Genomic DNA, 15,797 nt, shown 5'->3' with positions numbered 1-15,797 from the left:
TGCATTAACCTCGCCCGGGAGATCGTCCAGGGGAGGACCGGTGCCGCGTTTGCTGCTCGTCGAAGACGACCGAGCCCTGGCCGAAGCGCTTTCGCTGGCCTTGCGCGCGCTGGGCCACGACGTCGTCCACGCCCCCACCGGCGAACACGCGCTCACCGCGCTGGCCGACGCCGAGTTCGTCCTCCTCGACGTCATGCTGCCGGGCATGGACGGGTTCGAGGTCTGCCGCCGGATCCGGGCCCGCAGCCGGCTGCCGATCGTGCTGCTGACCGCGCGCGGCGACCCGATCGACGTCGTCGCCGGGCTCGAATGCGGCGCCGACGACTACGTGGTGAAACCGGCGGAACCCCGCGTGCTGGACGCGCGGATCAAGGCGATCGGCCGCCGGGCGCGCGCCACCGCCCCGGGGAACGGCGTGCTGCGCGTCGGCGGGCTGGAGATCGACCCCGCCGCGATGAGCGTCAGCCGCGACGGCGAGGAACTGGCGCTCACCGCCACCGAAATCCGGCTGCTCGTCGAGTTCGGCGAGCACCCCGACCAGGTCCTGAGCCGGCAGGTGCTGCTCAAGCGCGTCTGGGACTACGGCTACGTCGGCGACTCGCGGATCGTCGACGCGGCCGTCGCGCGGCTGCGGGCCAAGGTCGAGGACGACCCCGCGAACCCGGTGCTGCTGCGCACGGTCCGCGGCCTCGGCTACCGGCTGGTGACCAAGTGAAGCTCCCGGCCGTCAGCCTCCGGACCCGGATCGTCGCCGCGATCGTCGGGGTGACCACCACGGCGACGGCGGTCATGGCGTACTCGGCGTACCAGGTGCAGGCGGACGAGGCACTGGGCCGGTTCGCCGTCTCGGCCGTGGCCAGTTCGGGCGCCGACCGGCAGCTCCTCCAGGAGTTCTCGAAGGTCGGCACCGAGGGGTGGCTCGACCGCATCCGGATCGGCGTCGACCCGGACTGGGCGGTGGTGACCGAGCGGCCCGGCGGCCCGCTCGAAGTCGTGCGGACCGCGAACGGGCCCATCCCGGTGCCGGACAAGCTCGCGATGCTGGGGAGCGTGCGGGCGGGCCTGTTCGAACAGCGGCGGCCCGAGCAGTTCGGCAGCGCCTACGCGCGGGTGCCGGGCACCGGCCGGAAGGTGTTCGTGGTCAACGCGAACCTGCCGATCCCCGGCTACCACCTCGTCCAGTTCTTCGACTTCAGCCGGTTCGACGACGACCTGACCGAGCTGCGCTGGCAGCTCGTCCGCACCGCGCTCGTCGTGAGCGTGCTCGGGGCCGGTGCCGCGTTGCTGATCGGGCGGCGCATCCGGCGTCCGATCAAGGCGTTGTCCGCGGCGGCCGACGAGCTCGGCGCGGGCGCGCTGGGGACGCGGGTGCCGGTCGCGGGCCGGGACGAAGTCGCCGCGCTCGCCGAGTCTTTCAACGCGATGGCCGCGCGGCTCGGCGCGTCGATCGACGAGCTGCACGCGAAGGACCGCCAGCAGCGGCGGTTCGTCGCCGACGTCGCCCACGACCTGCGCACGCCGCTCGCTTCGATGATCGCCACGGTGGACACCCTCGACCACGCCGAGCCTGCCACCCGCACCCGCGCCGCCGAAATCCTCGGCACGCAGGCCCGGCGGCTCGCGAAGCTCGTCGAAGACCTCCTCGAGATCGCGCGTTTCGACGCCGGGAAGGCCGACCTGCGGGTCGCGCCGGTCGACCTGGCCGATCTGGTCGCCGACGCCGCCGGGGTCACCGGGGTCGAAGCCGCCGTGACGGCCGCCGGTGACGTCACCGTCGTCGCCGATCCGCGGCGGGTGCACACCGTGGTGGCGAACCTGCTGAGCAACGCCCTCCGGCACGGGACCGCGCCGGTCACGGTCACCCTCGACGGCACCGGCGACGACGTCGGCGTGCGCGTCGCCGACGCCGGCCCGGGGGTGCCGGCGGACCTGCTGCCGGTGTTGTTCGACCGGTTCACCCGCGGCGACCACGCGCGTCAGGCGAGCGACGGCAGTGGGCTCGGGCTGGCGATCGCGCGGGAGAACGTGCTGGCGCACGGCGGCTCGCTCACGGCGCACAACGACGGCGGCGCCGTGTTCACCGTGCGGCTGCCCAGGGGCAGCTGACTCACGGTCAGCTCGCGCGGGTGCCGGGCGTCGAAGTACGGCAGCGGCAGGTGTGCGAGCAGCACCGCGGTCACGAGCAACGGCAGCGGGCGGAGGGCCGGGCTCAGCCACAGCACCACGGCGAGGTTGGTGACCAGCAGGAACCCCCAGCGCGCCCAGTCCCAGCCGGCGAAGGCCAGCAACGCCGGTGCCGCCACGGCCGCGACGGCGAGCGCGTCGAGGCGTTGCAGCAGGGCGCCGGCCACGACGACGGCGAGGATCGGGGCCAGGTGCAGCAGGACCTCGGTGACCGAATACAGCTGCCAGCTCTGGCTCTGGGTGCGTTCGAACAGGGCGAGCGCGTCGGCTCTCGGGGTGAAGTCCGCGGCGGCGAGCGCCGTTTCGAGCCGGCCGACGGCGCCGGGGCTCGACGCGGGGAGCAGGAGCACGGCGAGTTCGGCCGCCACCGGCGTCGCGAGCAGCTTCGCCGTGATCCGCACCGAGGACTGCCGCAGCAGGACGAGCGCGAACACGGGGAGCACGGTGAGCGCCGCGATCTCGTGGGTGAACACCGCGGCCGTGAGCAGCCCGGACGCCACCGCGGGCCGGCGCGGCAGCTGCCCCAGCGCGGCGAAGAGCAGCAGGTAGAGGGCCTGGTCGAAGTAGCCGGCCTCGTGGAAGAGGAAGCCGCCGGACGGCAGGAGCAGCCAGCCGATCACGAGGAGCCGGTGGCCGGGCTGCCGGGCGCGGGCGAACGCGACGGTGAGGACTCCGAGCACCGCGGCGAGAACGGCGAACGCCGCGGCCGCGAAGACCCAGTACGCATACCCGGTCGCGAGGGCGAGCGGGTGGAGCAGGGTGCCGACGAGGAACCGGCGGTGGAAGCCGTCGGTCAGGGAGACGGCTTCGAGCGTCACGGCCCAGTCGCCCGGCAGCCGGAAGCCGCGGTAAGCCGCCAGGGCCAGGGCGAGCGCGAAGAGGGCGGTGAGCCCGCTTGTCGTGGTGCCGCGGTCGAGGGTGCTGGTCACGATCGCCAAGCTAGGAACGGGATGTGCGCGCTTCGCCACTGTCGATCACCGGCTCGGCACGGTTCCGCACGTCGTACTTTTGCACTCGGTTGCTGTAAAGTTTCACCCATGACGCGTCGTCTTGCCGAAGTCGCCCGCCAGGTCGGGGTCAGCGAAGCCACGGTCAGCCGGGTGCTCAACGGCCGCTCCGGGGTGTCCGCCAGCACCCGCGCCGCCGTGCTCACCGCGCTGGACGTGATGGGGTACGAACGGCCCACCCAGCTGCGCGGCGAGCGCGCCCGGCTGGTCGGGCTGGTGTTGCCGGAGCTGCAGAACCCGATCTTCCCGGCGCTGGCCGAGATCATGGGCAACGCCCTCGCCCAGCAGGGCTTCACGCCGGTCCTCTGCACGCGCACCGCCGGCGGGGTGTCCGAGGCGGAGTACGTCGAGCTGCTCCTGCAGCAGCAGGTGTCGGGCGTGGTGTTCGCCGGCGGCCTGTACGCGCAGGCGGACGCGGTCCACTCGCACTACCACCACCTGGTCGAGCGCCGCCTCCCGACGGTCCTGATCAACGCGGCGGTCGAGCACCTCGGCCTGCCGCAGGTTTCGTGCGACGACGCCGTGGCCGTGGAGCAGGTCGTCGGGCACCTGAGTTCGCTGGGACACGAGAAGATCGGCCTGGTCTTGGGCCCGTCGGACCACGTGCCGTCGCAGCGCAAGCTCGCGGCGTTCCAGTCGTACGCGGCGAAGCTGGGCTTGCCGGTGCTGGACGAGCTGGTCGAGCACGGGATGTTTTCCATCGAGGGCGGACACGCGGCGGCGGCCCGCCTGTACCCGCGCGGCGCCACGGCGGTGCTGTGCGCGAGCGACCTGCTCGCACTGGGCGCGGTCCGCGCGGCCCGACGGCAGGGACTGTCGGTGCCGGACGACATTTCGGTGGTGGGCTACGACGACTCGGCGTTGATGAACTGCACCGACCCGCCACTGACGACCACCCGCCAGCCGATCGAGGCGATGGGCCGCGCGGTGGTGGAGCTGCTGGTCAAGCGCATCAACGGCGGCGAGGTGGCGGCGGAGGAACTGCTGTTCGCGCCGGAACTGGTGGTCCGCGGGTCGACAGCCCGCCGCACCACCTGACCCCACCCGAAGCCTCACTCGGCCGAGCGGCGGGTTTCGCACCCGTCGCTCACTTTTTCGTGCCCGCGGCACGGCCCGGCGCCCTGTCGGGCACCAGCCATCCGCAGCCTGTTCGTAACTTGCAACTTCTCGTCGTCTTATTGCGTCGATCTGGTCCATCCCTTTATGGTGACCGCAATCACGTGACAGCCGTCGCGACCCCGAGAAGAGGCTTGAGATGAGCAGTCCCTGGTCCCGAACCGTCTCCCGCCGGATGTTGTGCCTGCTCACCGCGGGCGGCCTGGCGCTGACCCTGGCCGCCTGCGGTGACGGCGACAACGCCGCGCAGACCGGCGGCAAGGTGAAGATCACGGTCACCGGGCAGCCGCCGACCAGCCAGCCGTTCGAGCGCGGCGTCTTCGACGCGGACGTCAAGGAGTTCGAGGCTTCCCACCCGAACATCGACATCGATCCGCACGAAGGCTTCATGGACCCGAAGACCTTCTCGGCGAAGCTCGCCGGCGGCCAGCTGGAAGACGTCTACTACGTCTACTTCACCGACCCCGCGCAGATCATCGCGCGCCACCAAGCAGCCGACATCACCGAAGCCGCGAAGAGCGTCCCGCACATCAACGACATCAAGCCGGAACTGCTCGACAACTTCCGGGACGCGAGCGGCAAGCTCTACGGCCTGCCGACGATGAACTACACGATGGGCCTGCTCTACAGCAAGCCGCTGTTCCAGAAGGCCGGGCTCGACCCGAACAAGCCGCCGCAGACCTGGGACGAGGTCCGTGACGCCGCGAAGAAGATCTCCGCGCTGGGCAACGGGGTCGTCGGGTACGCCGACTACAGCAAGAACAACCAGGGCGGCTGGCACCTGACCGGCTGGCTGTACTCGATGGGCGGCGACATCGCCCGCAAGGACGGCGACAAGTGGGTCGCCGACTTCGACAACGACAAGGGCAAGAAGGCCCTCCAGTACCTGCACGACATGCGCTGGACCGACAACTCCATGGGCGCCAAGCAGCTCCTCGAAGCCACCGACGTGCAGCGGATGATGGGCTCCGGCCAGCTCGGCATGTACATGGCCGCCCCGGACAACGTGCCGGTGCTGGTCAAGCAGTTCAACGGCAAGTACGAGGACTACGGCATCGCGGGCATGCCCGGCGGCGAGGGCACCCTCCTCGGCGGCGAGGGCTACATGGTCAACCCGAAGGCCTCGCCGGAGAAGATCAAGGCCGGCCTCGAGTGGATCCAGTGGAAGTACCTCAACCCGGACCGCTTCGAGAAGCACATCCAGCAGTACGTCGACGGCAAGCAGCCGGTCGGCCTGCCCGCCGAGCCGACCCCCGACGTCTGGACCGGCGCGGTCCGCGAGCAGCAGCTGGCGCTGAAAGCCAAGTACGCCAACGTTCCCGCGCAGAACTTCCAGTCCTACGTGGACACCACGAGCAAGATCAAGGGCAGCATCGAGCCGCCGAACGCGCAGCAGATCTACGCCGCCCTCGACAGCGTGATGCAGGCGGTGCTGACCGACCAGAACGCCAACATCGACCAGCAGCTCTCGTCCGCCGCGTCGAAGGTCAACAGTGTCCTCGCCCAGGTCAAGTAGCCTCCTCGCCTGGCCCGCGACGTCCTCGTCGCGGGCCGGGCGCCCGGCCGTCTCGCAGGAAGACCGCCGCCGCACCAGGCTCAAGCGCAAGATCAAGGAAAACCTCACCGCGTACGGCCTGCTGTGCGCCGCGCTCGTGGTGTTCGCGCTGTTCTCCTGGTACCCCATCGTGCGCGGCGTGCTGCTGAGCTTCCAGCAGGTCGACTTCGTCAACGCGCCGACGTGGGTCGGGTTCGACAACTTCGCGAAGCTGTTCGAAGACCCGCTGTTCGGCGTCGCCTGGCGCAACACGCTGCTGTTCACCGGGCTCGCGCTGGTCTTCGGGTTCGCCGTCCCGTTCCTCACGGCCGTGCTGCTCAACGAAATCCGGCACGCGAAGGCGTTCTTCCGGCTCGCCGTCTACCTCCCGGTGATGCTGCCGCCGGTCGTCACGGCGCTGATGTGGAAGTGGTTCTACGACCCGGGTCCCGGCCTGTTCAACTCCGCACTCGGCGCGGTCGGCCTGCCCGGCGGCCAGTGGCTCGACTCGTCCGGCACGGCGATGCTGTCCCTGGTCTTCGTCTCGACGTGGGCCAACATGGGCAGCACCACGCTGATCTACCTCGCCGCGCTCGGCACGATCCCCGGCGAGCTCTACGAAGCCGCCGAACTGGACGGCGCCGGGCTGTGGAAACGCCTGCGGCACGTGACTTTCCCGCAGACGCGGTTCGTCCTGCTGGTGCTCCTGCTGCTGCAGATCGTCGCGACCATGCAGGTGTTCACCGAGCCGTACGTGATGACCGGCGGCGGGCCGGACGACTCGACGGTCACCGTGCTCCTGCTGCTCTACCGCTACGCCTTCGTCTACAACGACTTCGGCGCGGCGAGCGCGATGAGCCTGCTGCTGTTCGTGGCGCTGGGCGTGTTCTCGGCGTGGTACGTCCGGCTGACGCGGAAGGCGGACCAGTCATGAGGACCCTCGTCTCCCCGTCCGCGCTGCGCAGCCCGCGCGGCAAGGTCGTCTACGGCGTCGTTTTCGCTTGCACGCTCGCGATCTTCATCCTGGCCTTCATGTTCCCGCTCTACTGGGCGATCACGGGCGCGCTGAAGTCACCGCAGGAACTGGCCGCGACGCCGGCGACGCTCGTCCCGCACGAGTGGCACCCGGAAACCTTCGCCGACGCGTGGAGCCAGCTGAGCCTGGGCAAGTACTTCCTCAACACGCTCGTCGTCGCCGGCGGCGCGTGGCTGGCGCAGCTGGCCATCGACGTCCCGGCCGCGTTCGCGCTGTCGAAGCTGCGGCCCAAGTTCGGCAACGTCGTGCTCGGGCTGATGCTGGCCACGCTGATGCTCCCCGCGACGGCGCTGCTCGTCCCGACGTACGTGACGGTGACGGACCTGCCGCTGCTGCACCTCAACCTGATCAACTCGCCGACCGCGGTCTGGCTGCCCGCGGCGGCGAACGCGTTCAACATCTACCTGCTGAAGCGGTTCTTCGACCAGATCCCCGACGAGCTCATCGAAGCGGCGCGCATCGACGGCGCCGGGCCGGTGCGCACGCTCTGGCGGATCATCCTGCCGATCTCGCGGCCGATCCTGGCCGTGGTTTCGATCCTCGCGGTCGTCACCGCGTGGAAGGACTTCATCTGGCCGCTGCTGGTGTTCCCGGACACCGAAAAGCAGACGCTCTCGGTGATGCTGCAACGGGTGGCGATCGACATGCCGCTCAACGTGCTCGTCGCCGGGATGGTGCTGGCCAGTCTGCCGATGGTGGCGCTGTTCCTGGCGTTCCAGCGGCAGATCCTCGCCGGGCTGACCGCCGGCAGCATCAAGGGCTGAGGCCTTCCCAACAACAAGGAGGGGCACTTACGTGACCGACAAGACCGGCTGGTGGCGGAGCGCGGCCATCTACCAGGTGTACATCCGCAGCTTCGCGGACGGCAACGGCGACGGCGTCGGCGACCTCGCCGGTGTCCGCGCCCGGCTGGACCACCTGGCCGACCTGGGGATCGACGCGATCTGGTTCACCCCGTGGTACCCGTCCCCGATGGACGACGGCGGCTACGACGTCGCCGACTTCCGCGACATCGAGCCGCTCTTCGGCACGCTCGCCGAGGCCGAGGAGCTCATCGCCGAAGCGCACGCGCGGGACATCCGGGTGATCATCGACATCGTGCCCAACCACTGCTCCGACGAGCACCGCTGGTTCCAGGCCGCGCTGGCCGCGGGCCCGGGATCGCCAGAGCGGCAACGGTTCTGGTTCCGTCCGGGCCGCGGCCCGGACGGCAGCGAGCCGCCGAACAACTGGAAGTCGCGCTTCGGCGGCTCCGCGTGGACGCGCGTGCCGGACGGCGAGTGGTACCTGCACCTCTACAGCTCGCGCCAGCCCGACTTCAACTGGGACAACCCGGAAATCCGTACGGAGTTCGAGGACGTGCTGCGGTTCTGGTTCGACCGCGGGGTCGACGGCTTCCGCATCGACGTCGCCGACGGGCTGGTCAAGGACCCGCACCTGCCCGACGTGGAGGAAGGCGACGAGACGCCGTTCTCCGACCAGGAGGGCCTGCACGAGATCTACCGCTCGTGGCGCAAGATCGTCGACAGCTACCCGGGCGAGCGGGTGCTGGTCGGCGAGATGTGGCTGGAGGACATGTCCCGAGCGGCGCGCTACCTGCGCCGCGACGAGCTGCACTCGGCGTTCAACTTCGACTTCCTGGTCTGCCCGTGGGACAGCAAGCGCTTCCGCGACGTCATCGACCGGACGCTGAAGGCGCACGAGGAGGTCGGCGCGCCGGCCGCGTGGGTGCTGTCGAACCACGACGTCACGCGGCACGTCACGCGCTACGGCCGGGAAGGCGACACCGGGTTCAGCTTCGCGAACCGCCTGCACGAGCTGCCGGTGGACCGCGAGCTGGGCACCCGGCGGGCCCGGGCGGCGGCGCTGCTGACACTGGCCCTGCCCGGCGGGCTGTACGTCTACCAGGGCGAGGAGCTGGGGCTCTGGGAGGTCCTGGACATCCCCGACGAGCTGCGCCAGGACCCGGTGTGGGCCCGCACGAACGGCACCGACCCCGGTCGCGACGGCTGCCGCGTCCCGATCCCGTGGTCGGGCTCCGAAGCGCCGTTCGGCTTCGGCGCCGGGGGCGCGTGGCTCCCCCAGCCCGCCGAGTGGCGGGACTACACGGCGGAAGCGGAGGCGGCGGACCCGGCGTCGATGCTGGCGCTGTACCGCGACGGGCTGCGGCTCCGGCGGGATCTCCCCACCGGCTCGCCGGAGTGGCTCGACCTCGGCGAAGGGGTGCTGGCGTTCCGGCTCGGGACAGGGTTCACGTTCGCGCTGAACTTCTCGGACACGCCGATCCCGCTCCCCGCCGGGGAGATCCTGCTGGCCAGCGGGCCGGCCGGCGGCGAACTGCCGACCGACACCGCTGTCTGGCTGAAGTCCTAACGGGTGAGCTGCAGGACGTCTACGCCGCGGGCGTTGTCCGCGACGTAGACGTACTTGCCGTGCCAGTACGGGGCCCACGCGCTCGCGTCGCCCGGCCGGTAGTACGCGATCTGCCGCGGGTTCGTCGGGTCGCTGACATCGAGGAACCGGGTGCCCTGCGCGTAGAACGACTGCACCAGGATCTTGCCGCGGACGTCGAAGTAGTGCGCGGAACAGTCGTCGGACGCCGGGTCGCTGCCCTCCTGGCCGTTGACGCCCCAGGTGCCGACGCTCTCCAGGCGGAACGGCTTCTCCGGCGTCGAGCGCCAGCCTTCGCCGTGGTAGGAGCCCTTCAGCGACGAGATCGTCAGGACGCCGTCGCCCGCGCAGCCGTCGACGAAGTTCTCCTCCGTCGCGTAGATCAGGTCCTGGCCGCGCCAGGCGCCGTCACCGACGCGGTGGCCGGCCGGGTGGAAGCTGTTGTGCATGAACCGGGACGGCGCCGCCGTCTCGGCGATGCCGCCGCCGGCGTACGGGATCGGCTCGTGCGCGGTCGCGCGGTGGACCTTGTTCGTCAGCGGGTCGCGGTGCACGCCGTCGGTCCAGTACCCGCGCACGCCGCCGCGGCCGGACACCCAGGCCACGCCGTTGTCGTCCACCTGGACGTCGTGCACGTAGTCGGTCTTGCCGTCGTTGCGGGCCAGCTCGATGGGCTGCGGGTTCACCTTCGGGTGCCGCGGGTCGCGGATGTCGGTGACCCAGATCGGGCGGCCGCCCCAGTCCGCGGGCTGGTCGTCGGCCTTCGCCGGGCCGCCGGTCCAGAGGTAGCGGCAGCCGTCGACGCAGCTGGTGGTGTGACCGGCGGGCACCTTGACGTAGCTGAGGATCGCCGGGGCCTCGGGCTTCGAGACGTCGACGACGTAGATGCCGGACTCGCCGGTGTGCGTGGTGCCGCCGTACGCGCGCGGGTCGCGGGAGAGGAAGACCAGCTTGCGGTTCTGGTCGACCTCGGTGTCCTCGGTCTCCCACAGCCCCGGCAGGCTGACCTGGCCGACCAGCTTCGGCGCGGCCGGGTTCTTCGTCAGGTCGTAGACCTTCAGCCCGAACTCGCCGGACACGACCATGACGTCGCGGCGGCCGTAGTCGAGGAAGTTGATCGAGATGGCGCCGGCGGCGTCGGGGACGTTGCCGACGGACTTGACGTTCTTGATCGCCCCGGGATCGCCCAGCGTGCGGGCCGCGGGGGTGGCCGGTTTGTCGTCCTCGCCGCAGGCGGCGGCCGGGAGCCCGGTCGCGACCAGCGTGGCGCTGACGGTGACGGCGGCGAAGCACGACCGCAACCAGGTGCGCACGCGAAACCTCCCAGAACGCTCGGAGCGTGACCACGGGAACGGTACGACGGAGATCAACCGGACACAACCGTCTTTTGTTGGCTCTTGACTGGTAGGACTGGCGCATGCGCTTGCTCGTCCTGTTCGCCGTCCTCGCCCTCGCCGTCACGGGCTGCTCCGGCACCGACCCCGCGCGCCCCGGCGTGCTGTCCGTCGGCATCCGGGAGCCGGCGACGCTGCTGCCCGCGGACCTCGCCGACCAGGCGGGCCGGCTGGTGACCGGGGCGCTGTGGACCCCGCTGGCCGACTACGACGCGGCGTCGGGCAAGCTCACCCCGCGCGCGGCCGAGTCGATCGAGAGCACCGACCGCGTGCACTGGACGGTCAAGCTGCGGCCCGCGACCTTCCACGACGGCACGCCGGTGACCGCGCAGTCCTATGTGGACACCTGGCGGACGGTCGCCGCGGCGCACTGGGTGTCCACGCCGGTGTTCACGAAGCTGTTGCGCGCCCGCGAAATCACCGCGCCCGCGCCGGACACGATCACGCTGACGCTCGACCGCCCGTCCGGCCAGGTCCCGGCCCTGCTTTCGGCGCCGGGCCTGGTGCCGCTGCCGGCGTCGGTCCTCGCTTCCCGCGACTGGAACGGCTTCGCCAAGGCCCCGGTCGGCAACGGCCCGTACCGCCTGGACGGCGGCTGGCACCCGGGTTCGGGCGGCACGCTCAAGCGCGTCGGGCCCGGGAAGGCCGAGGAGATCGAGCTGCGGGTCGGCGAACCGGGCGCCCAGTACGACGCGGTCAAGGCGGGCACGCTCGACCTCGCGACCGAGGTCCCCGGCGAGAAGCACGAAGCCATGCACACCGACTTCGGCGACGACCACCACGCGACCTGGGCCCTCCCGCAGGCGGGCTACCTGGCGTTCCCGGTGGCGAACCCGCGGTTTTCCGACGCGACGGTCCGCCACGGCTTCGCTTTGGGCGTGGACCGCGCGGCGCTGGAGGCGGGCCCACTGGCGCACCAGGTCGACCCGGCGAAGGCCCTGCTGCCCCCGGCGGACGCCCCGGGCGACCGGTCGGGCACCTGCCGCCCCTGCAGCTATGACGCGGCGGCCGGCAAGGCCCTGTTGAAGCAGGCGGCCTTCCCGGGCGGCGCGACCGTCTACTTCGGACCGGGCGCGGAGGCGTGGACCCGGACCCTGGTCGTCGGACTCCACAAAGCGCTGGACGTTTCCGTGACAGCACAGGCGGCCCCGAACACCGGACCGCTCGACGGTCCGTCCACTGTGGACGTCAAGCTGGCGACGCCGAGCCCGTACGAGCTGCTGTCCCGGCTGGCTTCGGAATCGGGGTACACCGACGAGGTCTTCACGCAGAACCTGGCACTGGCCGACGCCGCGGCGACCCCGGGGGAGGCGGGCGAGCTGTACCGGCTGGCGGAGAACCAGCTGCTGCGCGACCTGCCGGTGGCCCCGCTGTGGTCGGGCCACGGCCACGCGGTCTGGTCCTCGCGCGTCCACGACGTGACGACGACGCCGTTCACCGATCCGGTGCTGACGGGGATCGCGGTCTCATGACCTGGGACCCGGCCACCCCGGCCGAGGTGGCGGTGCTGTTCGCCTCCGCCGGCGTCCCGTGGTGGATCGCCGGCGGACAAGCGATCGAGCTGGCGGTGGGACACGCGTTCCGCGAGCACGCCGACGTCGACGTCCTGTTCCTCCGCCGCGACCAGGCGGCGGTGCAGGCGGCGCTGCCGTCGTGGGAGTGCTGGGCGGCCGACCCGCCGGGCACGCTCCGGCCGTGGCTGCCCGGCGAAGTCCTGCCGCCGGGCGTCGACGACGTCTGGTGCCGCCCGGGACCGTCGGCACCGTGGCGGATCCAGATCATGCTCGACGAGACCGAGGGCGACGAGTGGGTCTCCCGCCGGAACCCGGCCGTGCGGCGGCCGGTGTCCGGGCTGGGCGCGGTCTCGGCGGGCGGAATTCCCTACCTGGCCCCGGAAGTGCAGTTGTTCGCCAAGGCACGCGGCACCCGGCCCAAGGACGAGCAGGACTTCACGGCGGCCCTGCCGGTGCTCGACACGGCTCAACGGCGCTGGCTCGCGGCCGCCCTGGCGCCGGACCACCCCTGGCAGGACCGCCTCTAGACCGTCGCGTGCTCGGCGAGGGTCTCGATGAACGCGCTGGTCAGCGGGTCCGGCACCCCACGCGTGTACGCCACCAGCGTCCTCCGCACCGGCACGCTCGGCCGCAGCACCCGGCCGTCGAAGCGCGGCGGCAGCACGTTCGCCGGGACCAGCGCCGGACCCAAGCCCGCCGCCGCCAGGATCGGGGCCGCTGCCGTCTGCTCGGTGCGGACCGCCGCGCGGGGGCGGAAGCCCGCCGCCGCGCAGGTCGCGTCCACCAGTTCCGCGAGGCCGTTGCCCGGGGCGTAGTGCACCCACGCGCAGTCCGCGAGCGTCGCCAGGTCGACCACACCGGTCTCGTCGTCCTCCGAAGCGCCGTCCGCGGGCAGCACGACGACGAACTCCTCCACGCCCAGCTCCCGCACCGGCCCGGTCCAGCCGGCCGGCCGCGGGCCGAGCGCGATGTCGGCCTCGCCCGCGGCCATCGCTTCGCGCAGCTCGTCGGCGTGCCGGAACTCGATCAGCCGCACGTCGACCTCGGGCCGGTCGCGCCGCCACACGCGCAACGCGGGCGGCAGCACGCCGAGGCTGACCGAGTACACCGTCGCGACCTGCAGTTCGCCCGCCGTCGTCCCGGAGGCGAGGCGGGCGGCGCAGCGCGCGCGTTCGGCGTCGGCCAGCGCCGCCCGCGCGTGCGGGAGCATCGCCCGCCCCATCGGCGTGAGCCGCACCGCGCGCGGCAGCCGTTCGAGCAACGGCCCGCCGAGACCGCGTTCGAGCGCCCGCATCTGGTGCGACAACGCCGGCTGCGTCACGTGCAGCTGCTCGGCGGCGCGGGTGAACGAGCCGGTGTCGACCACCGTGACCAGGTACTCCAGCTGCCGCAGGCTTGTCATGAACTCAGCTTATCGACATGGTGACAAGGATGCCTTGGACTTATCTCCGGCGCGAGGACAGCCTGGAATCATGAAGCGCAAGACAGCCCTGGTCGCCGGGGCCAACGGGATCATCGGCCGCACCCTCGTCGAGCACCTGCGGGCGGACGGCGGCTGGGACGTCACCGGCCTCGCCCGCCGCGGCGGGCCGGGCACGATCGCCGTCGACCTGCTGGACGCGGCCGAGACCCGGGCGAAACTCAGCGGGCTCGACGCCACGACCCACCTCTTCTACGCCGCCTACCAGGACAAACCGACCTGGGCCGAGCTGGTCCCGCCGAACCTGGCGATGCTGACCAACCTCGTCGACGCGGCGGAAGCGGCGGCGCCCGGCCTCGAGCACGTCAGCCTGATGCAGGGCTACAAGGTCTACGGCGCGCACCTCGGCCCGTTCAAGACCCCGGCGCGCGAGACCGACGCGGGCCACCTGCCCCCGGAGTTCAACGTCGACCAGCAGCAGTTCCTCGAACGCCGCGCGGGCTCGTGGACGTGGTCGGCGATCCGCCCCTCGGTGGTCGGCGGCACGGCGCTGGGCAACCCGATGAACCTGGCGCTGGTGATCGCGGTGTACGCGTCGATTTCGAAGGAACTGGGCGTGCCGCTGCGGTTCCCGGGCAAGCCGGGCGCGTACGACAGCCTCCTGGAGATGACGGACGCGGGCCTCCTGGCCTCGGCGACGACCTGGGCGACGAACCACCAGGGCGCCTTCAACATCGCGAACGGCGACCTGTTCCGCTGGCGCGAACTGTGGCCGAAACTGGCGGCGTACTTCGGTCTGGAGGTCGCCCCGCCGCTGCGGATGGCCCTGGTGGACGTCATGGCCGACAAAGCTCCACTGTGGACGTCCATGGCCACTCGCCACGGCCTTTCGTCGTCCTACGCCGACGTTTCCTCGTCCTGGGCGTTCGCCGACTTCGTGTTCGGCTGGGACTACGACGTGTTCGCGGACACGTCCAAGTCCCGGCGGGCGGGCTTCGGAGAGTACGTCGAGACGGAGCAGATGTTCTACCGGCTGTTCGACGAGTTCCGGAAGGCGCGCGTGATCCCCTGACCCGCTTCCTCGCTCTGGAGCGGGACGTAGACCTCGCTGACCGTCACCTTGGTGGTGGCCAGGAAACCGAGCGCGTGGCTGTCGAACGTCGCTTTGACGCCACTGGCGTACCGCCGCAGTTCGCGCCTGGTCAGCGTCCGGCGCCGGCTGCGGAACACGGCGGGCCAGAAACGCTGCCCGAGGTGTTTGACCCCTTCACCGACGAATTGCTTCGCCAGAAAACCGGCGAAGGCGAAAACGAGCGCCATGACTACGGCGTAAGTCAGCTGAGCAGGCACTTCGGCCCCTCGTGATCGGTATCGGCCCTCCGGTTTACCAACCGGGCTTCGCCGCCGTCGACCCGCGGGGCCGCCGCTTCACCTGAATGTCGGCATCACCCGCGGCCGATGAACGGCATCGTCGTCGCCGTGACGGTGAGGAACTGGACGTTCGCGTCCAGCGGCAGGCCCGCCATGTACCGCACCGCGTCGGCCACGTGCCGGACGTCGAACGTCGGCTCCGCGACGACCCGGCCGTCGGCCTGGGGAATGCCCGCCGCCATGCGTTCGGTCATCTCGGTGGCCGCGTTGCCGATGTCGATCTGTCCGCAGGCGACGTTCCAGGCGCGGCCGTCCAGCGAGATCGACCGGGTCAGGCCGGTGACGGCGTGCTTGGTCGCGGTGTAGGCGACGCTCGCCGGGCGCGGCACGTGCGCGGAGATGGAGCCGTTGTTGACGATCCGGCCGCCGCGCGGGTCCTGGTCGCGCATGAGGCGCACCGCCTGCCGGGCGCACAGGAACATCCCGGTCAGGTTGACGTCGACGGTCCGCTTCCAGTCCTCGACGGACAGGTCGGCGATCGTCCCGGCCGCGCCGATGCCGGCGTTGTTGACGAGCAGGTCGAGCCGCCCCCACTCGTCGCGGACGGCGTCGAAGAGCGCGGCGGCGGAAGCCTCGTCGGCGACGTCGGTGGGCACGACGAGGGCACCTTCGAAACCCGCGGCGGTCTCCTCGAGCGCGGCGGACCGGCGTCCGGCCAGCGCGACCCGGTAACCGTCTTCGAGCAGCGCCCGCGCCACCGCCCGGCCGATCCCCGATCCGGCGCCGGTGACCACTGCCGTCTTCGCCATCACTGCTCCTAGACTGCGCGC

The 15,797-nt window shown here is 71.4% G+C and carries 14 protein-coding genes; 10 read left to right on the top strand and 4 right to left on the bottom strand.

Annotation, left to right across the window (positions count from 1 at the left end):
• Positions 1 to 40 precede the first annotated feature (40 nt).
• The 7 genes from MUY14_RS01965 to MUY14_RS01935 all read left to right on the top strand — a co-directional run bounded on the left by MUY14_RS01965 (position 41) and on the right by MUY14_RS01935 (position 9,250).
• Positions 41 to 715 (top strand): response regulator transcription factor, encoded by a 675-nt coding sequence (locus tag MUY14_RS01965; RefSeq protein ID WP_247020179.1) that lies wholly within the window; start codon positions 41 to 43, stop codon positions 713 to 715.
• Positions 712 to 2,106 (top strand): cell wall metabolism sensor histidine kinase WalK, encoded by a 1,395-nt coding sequence (locus MUY14_RS01960; RefSeq protein WP_247020177.1) that lies wholly within the window; start codon positions 712 to 714, stop codon positions 2,104 to 2,106. The genes MUY14_RS01965 and MUY14_RS01960 overlap by 4 nt, the downstream gene beginning before the upstream one ends.
• A gap of 1,115 nt (positions 2,107 to 3,221) precedes the next feature.
• Positions 3,222 to 4,229 carry a LacI family DNA-binding transcriptional regulator gene (locus MUY14_RS01955; RefSeq protein WP_247020175.1) on the top strand — a complete coding sequence of 336 codons (1,008 nt, stop codon included), beginning with the start codon at positions 3,222 to 3,224 and terminating at the stop codon, positions 4,227 to 4,229.
• Positions 4,230 to 4,446: 217 nt separating this feature from the next.
• Entirely contained in the window at positions 4,447 to 5,823 is a 1,377-nt protein-coding gene (locus MUY14_RS01950; protein WP_247020173.1) for an ABC transporter substrate-binding protein, read from the top strand.
• Positions 5,801 to 6,775 carry a carbohydrate ABC transporter permease gene (locus MUY14_RS01945; protein ID WP_247020171.1) on the top strand — a complete coding sequence of 325 codons (975 nt, stop codon included), beginning with the start codon at positions 5,801 to 5,803 and terminating at the stop codon, positions 6,773 to 6,775. The genes MUY14_RS01950 and MUY14_RS01945 overlap by 23 nt, the downstream gene beginning before the upstream one ends.
• On the top strand, positions 6,772 to 7,641 hold the full coding sequence (locus tag MUY14_RS01940) for a carbohydrate ABC transporter permease (protein ID WP_247020169.1): 870 nt from the start codon (positions 6,772 to 6,774) through the stop codon (positions 7,639 to 7,641). Before MUY14_RS01945 ends, MUY14_RS01940 begins: the two co-directional genes overlap by 4 nt.
• Before the next feature lie 31 nt (positions 7,642 to 7,672).
• Positions 7,673 to 9,250 carry a glycoside hydrolase family 13 protein gene (locus MUY14_RS01935; RefSeq protein ID WP_247020167.1) on the top strand — a complete coding sequence of 526 codons (1,578 nt, stop codon included), beginning with the start codon at positions 7,673 to 7,675 and terminating at the stop codon, positions 9,248 to 9,250.
• Here the strand turns inward: MUY14_RS01935 and MUY14_RS01930 are convergent.
• Positions 9,247 to 10,581: an LVIVD repeat-containing protein gene (locus MUY14_RS01930; RefSeq protein ID WP_247020165.1), complete on the bottom strand. Its 1,335-nt coding sequence runs from the start codon at positions 10,579 to 10,581 to the stop codon at positions 9,247 to 9,249. The genes MUY14_RS01935 and MUY14_RS01930 overlap by 4 nt on opposite strands.
• 104 nt (positions 10,582 to 10,685) lie before the next feature.
• On the opposite strand from MUY14_RS01930, the gene MUY14_RS01925 reads away from it, so the two are divergent.
• The gene (locus MUY14_RS01925) at positions 10,686 to 12,134 is read left to right on the top strand and encodes an ABC transporter substrate-binding protein (protein WP_247020163.1); all 1,449 of its coding nucleotides are present in this window, start codon (positions 10,686 to 10,688) and stop codon (positions 12,132 to 12,134) included.
• Positions 12,131 to 12,703, top strand: coding sequence for a nucleotidyltransferase domain-containing protein (locus MUY14_RS01920; protein ID WP_247020161.1), 573 nt, complete (start codon positions 12,131 to 12,133; stop codon positions 12,701 to 12,703). The genes MUY14_RS01925 and MUY14_RS01920 overlap by 4 nt, the downstream gene beginning before the upstream one ends.
• Here MUY14_RS01920 and MUY14_RS01915 read toward each other — a convergent pair.
• Positions 12,700 to 13,578, bottom strand: coding sequence for a LysR family transcriptional regulator (locus tag MUY14_RS01915; protein WP_247020159.1), 879 nt, complete (start codon positions 13,576 to 13,578; stop codon positions 12,700 to 12,702). The two genes, MUY14_RS01920 and MUY14_RS01915, sit on opposite strands and share 4 nt — an antisense overlap.
• Before the next feature lie 70 nt (positions 13,579 to 13,648).
• Here MUY14_RS01915 and MUY14_RS01910 point away from each other — a divergent pair, with 70 nt between their 5' ends.
• The gene (locus MUY14_RS01910) at positions 13,649 to 14,668 is read left to right on the top strand and encodes an SDR family oxidoreductase (protein WP_247020157.1); all 1,020 of its coding nucleotides are present in this window, start codon (positions 13,649 to 13,651) and stop codon (positions 14,666 to 14,668) included.
• On the opposite strand, the gene MUY14_RS01905 is transcribed toward MUY14_RS01910, so the two are convergent.
• Positions 14,623 to 14,916: a hypothetical protein gene (locus MUY14_RS01905; protein WP_247020155.1), complete on the bottom strand. Its 294-nt coding sequence runs from the start codon at positions 14,914 to 14,916 to the stop codon at positions 14,623 to 14,625. The two genes, MUY14_RS01910 and MUY14_RS01905, sit on opposite strands and share 46 nt — an antisense overlap.
• 125 nt (positions 14,917 to 15,041) lie before the next feature.
• Complete coding sequence (locus MUY14_RS01900; protein WP_247020154.1) at positions 15,042 to 15,776, bottom strand: SDR family oxidoreductase; 735 nt, start codon at positions 15,774 to 15,776, stop codon at positions 15,042 to 15,044.
• Positions 15,777 to 15,797: the final 21 nt, after the last annotated feature.

It is taken from the genome of Amycolatopsis sp. FBCC-B4732 (assembly GCF_023008405.1).
Classification (GTDB): domain Bacteria; phylum Actinomycetota; class Actinomycetes; order Mycobacteriales; family Pseudonocardiaceae; genus Amycolatopsis; species Amycolatopsis pretoriensis_A.
This window is presented reverse-complemented; position numbering and strand designations above follow the sequence as displayed.